This window comes from Methylopila musalis, from assembly GCF_042679725.1.
Taxonomy (GTDB): domain Bacteria; phylum Pseudomonadota; class Alphaproteobacteria; order Rhizobiales; family Methylopilaceae; genus Methylopila; species Methylopila musalis.
Map to the genome: position 1 here is coordinate 1 of NZ_JBHTMX010000150.1, position 6,588 is coordinate 6,588.

Annotated in this window: 4 protein-coding genes and 1 pseudogene; 1 reads left to right on the forward strand and 4 read right to left on the reverse strand. The window is 71.2% G+C overall.

The window, feature by feature from the left end; all coding sequences use genetic code 11:
- Together ACFQ4O_RS13400 and ACFQ4O_RS13405 are read right to left on the reverse strand one after the other, a co-directional pair.
- Positions 1 to 1,222 (reverse strand): GGDEF domain-containing protein (locus tag ACFQ4O_RS13400; RefSeq protein WP_378776196.1); only part of this gene is annotated, 1,222 nt, incomplete at its 3' end.
- 310 nt (positions 1,223 to 1,532) lie between these two features.
- Complete coding sequence (locus ACFQ4O_RS13405; protein ID WP_378776197.1) at positions 1,533 to 1,835, reverse strand: hypothetical protein; 303 nt, start codon at positions 1,833 to 1,835, stop codon at positions 1,533 to 1,535.
- 376 nt (positions 1,836 to 2,211) lie between these two features.
- Between ACFQ4O_RS13405 and ACFQ4O_RS13410 the strand changes: the two genes are divergently transcribed.
- Positions 2,212 to 3,135 (forward strand): 2-dehydropantoate 2-reductase, encoded by a 924-nt coding sequence (locus ACFQ4O_RS13410; RefSeq protein WP_378776198.1) that lies wholly within the window; start codon positions 2,212 to 2,214, stop codon positions 3,133 to 3,135.
- A 125-nt stretch (positions 3,136 to 3,260) separates the two neighbouring features.
- Here ACFQ4O_RS13410 and ACFQ4O_RS13415 read toward each other — a convergent pair whose 3' ends face one another.
- The gene (locus ACFQ4O_RS13415) at positions 3,261 to 6,371 is read right to left on the reverse strand and encodes an efflux RND transporter permease subunit (protein WP_378776199.1); all 3,111 of its coding nucleotides are present in this window, start codon (positions 6,369 to 6,371) and stop codon (positions 3,261 to 3,263) included.
- 4 nt (positions 6,372 to 6,375) lie between these two features.
- Positions 6,376 to 6,588 (reverse strand): annotated as a pseudogene (locus tag ACFQ4O_RS13420) (efflux RND transporter periplasmic adaptor subunit); the annotation flags it as partial.

Below are 6,588 nucleotides of genomic sequence, written 5' to 3' on the forward strand. Positions count from 1 at the left end.
GGCCGGCGCGCTTCGCGGCATAGAGCCGGTCGTCCGCCGCGCGCAGCGTGCGGTCGATCTCGCCCGCGCCGGGCAGGGACGTGGCGACGCCCACGCTGATGGTGACGCGGCGGTCGGGCTCGCTGTCGAAGGCGGCGGCCACCGCCGTCCTGAGCCGCTCCGCGAGCCGCAGGGCGCCGTCGTCGTCCAGCCCCTCGCACAGGATCACGAACTCCTCGCCGCCGTAGCGGTAGACCCGGTCGCCCTCGCGCACCCCGTCCATGAGCGCGCGCGCCACCGCGATCAGGATGTCGTCGCCGGTCTGGTGGCCGTGCCGGTCGTTGGCGTCCTTGAAGTGGTCCACGTCCGCCATCAGCACGCTGACCGCGCGGGGATCGACGGAGGACCGCTCCATGCGTCGCCGCCGCCAGTCCTCGAAGGCGCTGCGGGCGCCGGCGCCGGTCAGCGTGTCGACGGCGGAGGTCGCGAGCAGGTCCTCGTAGCGGGTGCGGTAGGTGAGGGCGTCGAACACGTCCCAGATGCGCCGCCGCGCCCGCGGCGCGTCGGCGACGGGCTCGATCAGCGCCAGATAGGCGGCGATCAGCAGGCTGTAGAGCGCCGCGGCCCCCATCTTGGCCGCCCAGCCGCCGGTCAGCGCGCTGAAGGGCGTGCCCGTGGTCCAGTGCAGCATGGGGAAGAACGCGAACTGGTCGAAGGTGAGCACCAGCGCGGAGCTCAGCATCAGCGCCGGCAGCGCGTGGCGGCGGAACGCCCGCAGCAGCCGCTCGTAGAGCAGGATCAGCGCGATGATGTCCACGAACAGCAGCACCGTGCCCCAGATCATCAGCACGCCGATCTGGTCGATGAAGCGCAGGTCCGCCTTGTAGCCGGGCAGCGGGGCCAGATGCTCGTGCTGGCGCAGCAGCAGGGCGAGCGCCGCCAGCAGCAGGTTGCCCACCATCAGCCCGTAGATCGGCTGGCGCACCGTCTCCGCGTCCTCCCGGATGTAGAGCAGGAGGAACATCATCAGCTTGCCGGAGAACAGCACGGTGGAGCCCGGCGACAGCAGGCCGAACGGCAGCTCGATGAAGAACACCGCCGCGAGATAGGTCTCGAGGAAGTGCATCACCCCGAGCGCGCAGACGAACAGGCCGACGCCATAGGCGTGGCGCGCCCGGAGCAGCGCCGCCATGACGCCGAAATAGAGCAGAGCCTGCAAGGAAAGCAGCAGAACGCCGGCCATCACCGTCCATCCGCATCAGCCGCGCGGGAGCGCGGACGCCGGGGTGTCGTCCGCCTCCATACATGGTTCGCGCGTCGGGCGCTGCGCCGGAACCGCGCTTGGGCGAGCCGAGGCCGTGCTTTTTCGCATGGGACGGCGCGCCCGGGCGCGAAGGGCGGCGCGGGACGTCGGTCGGGTCGGGGATGGGCCGCGGCGTCCGACGCCCGGAGGATGGCCCGGGCGTCGGATCGGAGCCCTAGCGCGCCGTGATCGGGACCACGGCGACGCGATCGGACGGTGCGGTCAGCAGGCGCCGCTCAGGCGGCGTCGCTCACTTGGCGTCCTTGCACCATGAGGCGGAGGCTTCGCGGCAGCGCGCGCTGTAGGCCTTGGTGGTCTTCTCGGCCGCGGCCCACTCGTCCTCGTCGATGCCGTTGTTGTCGTCCGTGTCCATCGCCGAGAACACCGGAGCGGGGTCGAGCTTGAGCTTGCCGACGCTCTTCTCCCACTCCACCCGGCTGATCTTGCCGCTGCCGTCGGTGTCGAGAGACTTGAAGTCCGGCCATTCGGCGGCGACGGCGGCCGCCCCGGACAGAAGCAGCGCCGAAGCGATGGCGACCAGAGTCTTGGTCATGGCGTTTTCTCCCTTATGCGTTTATCGGTCGCCGCTTGTGGCCGCGACGGACCGGCCGCCTTTGTCGGCGGCCCCGCAACGGGGGCTTACCGTCGCGCCTTAATCAATGGCAAATCTTCCGGCCTCATTTGGGAATACTTGGAAGGCGGTCATTGGTCCCATTTTTGACAAATTAATAACACATGGAAAACAACGTCTTGCTGCGGAGCGTCATAGCCGCGGCGGACGCCGTCTTGTCCGTAAGGCTAAACCCCGGCGCCCGGCGGGGCGGCCATCGCCCGCCGCCATGGACCCATCGCGACGCGGCGCTTGGGTCGCTTCGCGCCGGGGGCTATGGAGGGCCCCTTAGACATCAGCCTTGCGGAGACTTCTGGCCATGCGTCTTCTGATCCTCGGCGCCGGCGGCATCGGCGGCTATTACGGCGGCCGGCTGGCGGCGGCCGGCGCGGACGTCACCTTCCTCGTCCGCGAGCGCCGCGGGGCGCAGCTCGCCCGCGACGGCCTCGTGCTGACGAGCCCCTATGGCGACGTCACGCAGCCGGTTGCGGCGGTCACCGCGATCGACGGGCCGTTCGACGCCGTGCTGCTGTCCTGCAAGGCCTATGATCTCGACAGCGCGGCGGAGGCGATCGCGCCGGCGGTCGGCCCGGACACGCTGGTGCTGCCGCTTCTGAACGGCGTGCGCCATCTCGATGTGCTGGACGCCCGCTTCGGCGCGGAGCGGGTGCTCGGCGGCTCGGTCCACATCATGGTGACCATGGCGGCGGACGGGACCATCCGCCACCTGAACAAGCTGCAGCGTTTCGTCATGGGCGCCCGCTCGGAACCCCAGCGGGAGGCGGCGGCGCGCCTCCATGCGGCGCTGGAGCCCGGCGGCTTCAAGCCGGAGCTGAGCCCCGACGTGATGCAGGACATGTGGGAGAAGTTCACCATGCTCGCGACCTTCGCGGGGCTCACCTGCGTCATGCGGGCGTCGGTCGGCCAGATCATGGAGGCGGAGGAGGGCGCGGAGATCGCCGCGGCGCTGCTCGCCGAATGCGCCTCGGTCGCCGCCGCGAACGGCCATCCGCCGCGCCAGCCGTTCCTGGACCAGAGCCTCGCCATGCTGACCACGAAGGGCTCGGCCGCCACCGCCTCCATGCTGCGCGATGTGGAGAACGGCTTCCGCACCGAGCACGAGCACATCCTGGGCGACCTCCGCCGCCGCGCCCGCGCCGCCGGCCTCGCGACCCCCGTCCTCGCGGTCGCCTTCGCCCACATGCAGGCCCACGCCGCCCGGCAGGCGGCCGAAAACGCCTGAGGGCCGGCCGAGGGACGGCGTCCTTGCCCCCTCCGCCTTGCGGGGAGGGCTTAGGGGTGGGGGCTAGCTCAGAATTGAGCGCCCGACGGCGACAGGCGCATGTCGAGGGGCGGAACGCCGCCTTCTCACTCCGCCGGCAGAGGCGGCGCGGGCGTCTCCGGTTCGTCGCGGGGGCCGACGAAGCGGCCGAAGACGCGGGCGAACAGGCGGCTCAGGTCGTCCATGATGGTGTAGACCGCCGGCACGAACACCAGACTCAGCACGGTGGAGGCCAGCAGGCCGCCGATGACCGCGATCGCCATGGGCGCCCGGAACGAGCCGCCCTCCCCGAAGGCGAGCGCGGAGGGGACCATGCCCGCCGCCATGGCGATGGTGGTCATCACGATCGGCCGGGCGCGCTTGCGGCCGGCGTCCACCAGCGCCGTCGTGCGCTCCACGCCCCGCGCGGTCTCCTCGATGGCGAAGTCCACCAGCAGGATGGCGTTCTTGGTCACGATGCCCATCAGCATCAGGAAGCCGATCACCACCGGCAGGCTGATGGAGTTGTTGGTGGCGAGCAGGGCGAGCAGCGCGCCGCCGATGGAGAGCGGCAGCGACATCAGGATGGTGACCGGCTGCGCCACGTCCGCGAACAGCAGCACCAGCACCGCGAACACCAGCAGCACGCCCGCCGCCATGGCGACGGCGAAGCCCGAAAACACCTCCTCCATGATCTCCACGTCGCCGAAGGGCTTCAGCGTCACGCCCTCGGGCAGGGACTTGGCGGCGGGCAGCGCCATCACGGCGGAGAGCGCGTCGCCCAGCGCGACGCCCGGCGCCAGATCGCCCTCGATCGCGATGCGGCGGTCGCGGTCGTAGCGGTCGAGGCTGGTGGGGCCCTGCCCGAACGCGATGTCCGCCACCGCCGACAGCGGCGCGTCGCCGCCGTTTTCCCGGCGCACGCTCAAGGTCTCGAAGGTGGAGAGGTCGGCGCGGGCGGCCTCGTCGAGCTGCACGCGGATCGGCACCTGCCGGTCGCCGGCGGAGAACTTGGCGAGGTTCTGCTCCACGTCGCCGATGGTGGCGATGCGCACCGTCTCGGCGATCTGGGCGGCCGAGACGCCGAGCTCCGCCGCCTCGTCGAGCTTCGGCGTGATGCGGATCTCGGGCCGGTCGATGGCGGCGGTGGAGATCACGTTGAGAAGCTGGGGCACGCGGTCGCGCGTCTCCTTCTCCAGCGCCACCGCCGCGCGCTCCACCGCCGCGCCGTCGGAGCCGGACACGACCAGCGCGAACTCCCGCTGGCCGGCGTCGTTGCCGAAGTTCGAGCGGATGTCGGGCACGCGGGCGAGCTCGGTCCGGAACGAGGCCTCAAACTGCTTCTGGGTCAGGGCGCGCTCGGAGCGGGGTTTCAGGTTGATCACCAGCACGCCCTTGCGCACCTCGCCCGAGCTTCCCACCGGACCGGCCGAGGCGCCGGAGCCGATGGAGGCGTAGACCGAGGCCACCTCCGGCCGCCGCTTCAGATCGGCGGCGATGCGGTTCGCCACCGCCTCGGACTGGGCGAGCGTGGAGCCCGGCGCCAGCTCGATGTTGAGGATGGAGCGCGAGGTGTCGTTCTCCGGCAGGAAGCCGGACGGCAGCAGCGCCGACAGCGCGAGCGAGCCCACGAACAGCCCGACGCCGAGCGCCACCGTGACGAAGCGCCAGCGCACCGAGGCCGAGACCAGCCGGGTGTAGGCGCGCATCAGAAGCCCGTCCCGGTCGTCGTGGACGGCGTGCGGCCGCAGGAAGAAGGCGGCGAGCAGCGGCGTGATCAGGCGCGCCACCAGCAGCGAATAGGCCACCGCCACAGCGACCGTGATCCCGAACTGCTTGAAGTACTGCCCGGCGATGCCGCCCATGAAGCTCACGGGCAGGAACACCGCGATGATTGTGGCCGTGGTCGCGACCACCGCCAGCCCGATCTCGTCGGCCGCCTCGATCGCGGCGCGGTAGGGCGATTTCCCCATCCGCATGTGGCGGACGATGTTCTCGATCTCCACGATGGCGTCGTCCACCAGGATGCCGGTGACGAGCGTGATGGCGAGCAGGCTGACGCCGTTCAGCGAGAAGCCCAGCGCCTCCATGGTCCAGAAGGTGGGCAGGATCGACAGCGGGATCGCGAGCGCCGAGATGATGGTGGCGCGAAAATCCCGCAGGAACAGGAACACCACGATCACCGCCAGCACCGCGCCCTCGATCAGGGTGTGCATGGCGGATTCGTAGTCCGCCTTGGTGTAGCGCACGATGGTGTCGATCGGCGTCACCGTCACCTCCGGGTGGGCGGCCATGAAGGCCTTCAGCTTCGCGTCGGCGGCCTCGGCCACGGTCACGTCCGAGAAGCCCTTGGCGCGGTAAACGCCGAAGGCCACGATCGGCTTGCCGTCGAGCCGGGCCGCGATCCGCGGCTCGGCCGCGCCGTCGGTCACGGAGCCGAGGTCGGACAGCCGCGCCTCGCGCCCGCCGGGCAGGACGATGCGGGCCTCCGCCAGCCGGTCCACGGTGAGCGCGCCGGCGAGCGTCCGCACGGTCTGCTCCTGCGCGCCCACCTCGCCGCGCCCGCCGGCGAGGTCCACGTTTGTGGCGCGAAGCTGCGCGTTCACGTCCGCGGCGGTGACGCCGAGCGCTTGCAGCCGCGCCGGATCGAGCGAGACGCGGATCTCCCGGTCCACGCCGCCCTCGCGCCGCACCTGCGCCACGCCGCGCACGCCCTGCAGCGCGCGGATGATCTGGTCGTCCACGAACCAGCTCAGGTCCTCCGGCGACATGGCGGGGGCGGAGGCGGCGTAGGTCGCGATCGCCATGCCCTCGATGTCGATGCGCTGGATCAGCGGCTCCTCGATCGACTGCGGCAGGTCGGTGCGGATCTTGGTCACGGCGTCGCGCACGTCGTTCACGGCGCGGTCCACGTCGGTCTCGAGCTGGAACTCGATCACGGTCAGCGAGATGCCGTCGCTGACGCCGGAGGTGATGTGCTTCACGCCCGGCAGGCCGGCGACGGTCGTCTCCACCCGCTTGGTGACCTGGATCTCCAGCTCGCTCGGCGCCGCGCCGGTCTGGGTGATCGCGACCGAGACCAGCGGCAGGTCGATGTTCGGCATGCGCGTCACCGGCAGCGACGCGAAGGAGAACAGGCCGATCACCGTCAGCACCGCGAACAGCACCAGCGGCGGGATCGGCTTGCGGATCGACCAGGCGGAGACGTTCAGCGCCATGGGATCAGTTCTCCGTCGCCGCCTGTTTCTGCGTGCGCGGCCCGTCCCCGGGCGCGACCGCGATCACCCGGTCGCCGTCGCGCAGGAAGCCGCCCGCGCGGGCGACCAGCGCCTCGCCCGGCGCGACCCCGTCCGTGATCTCGACGCCGTTGGCGTCGCTGACGCCGAGCGTGACGGACAGCTCCGTCACCACGCCGTCGCGCACGGCGAGCACCCG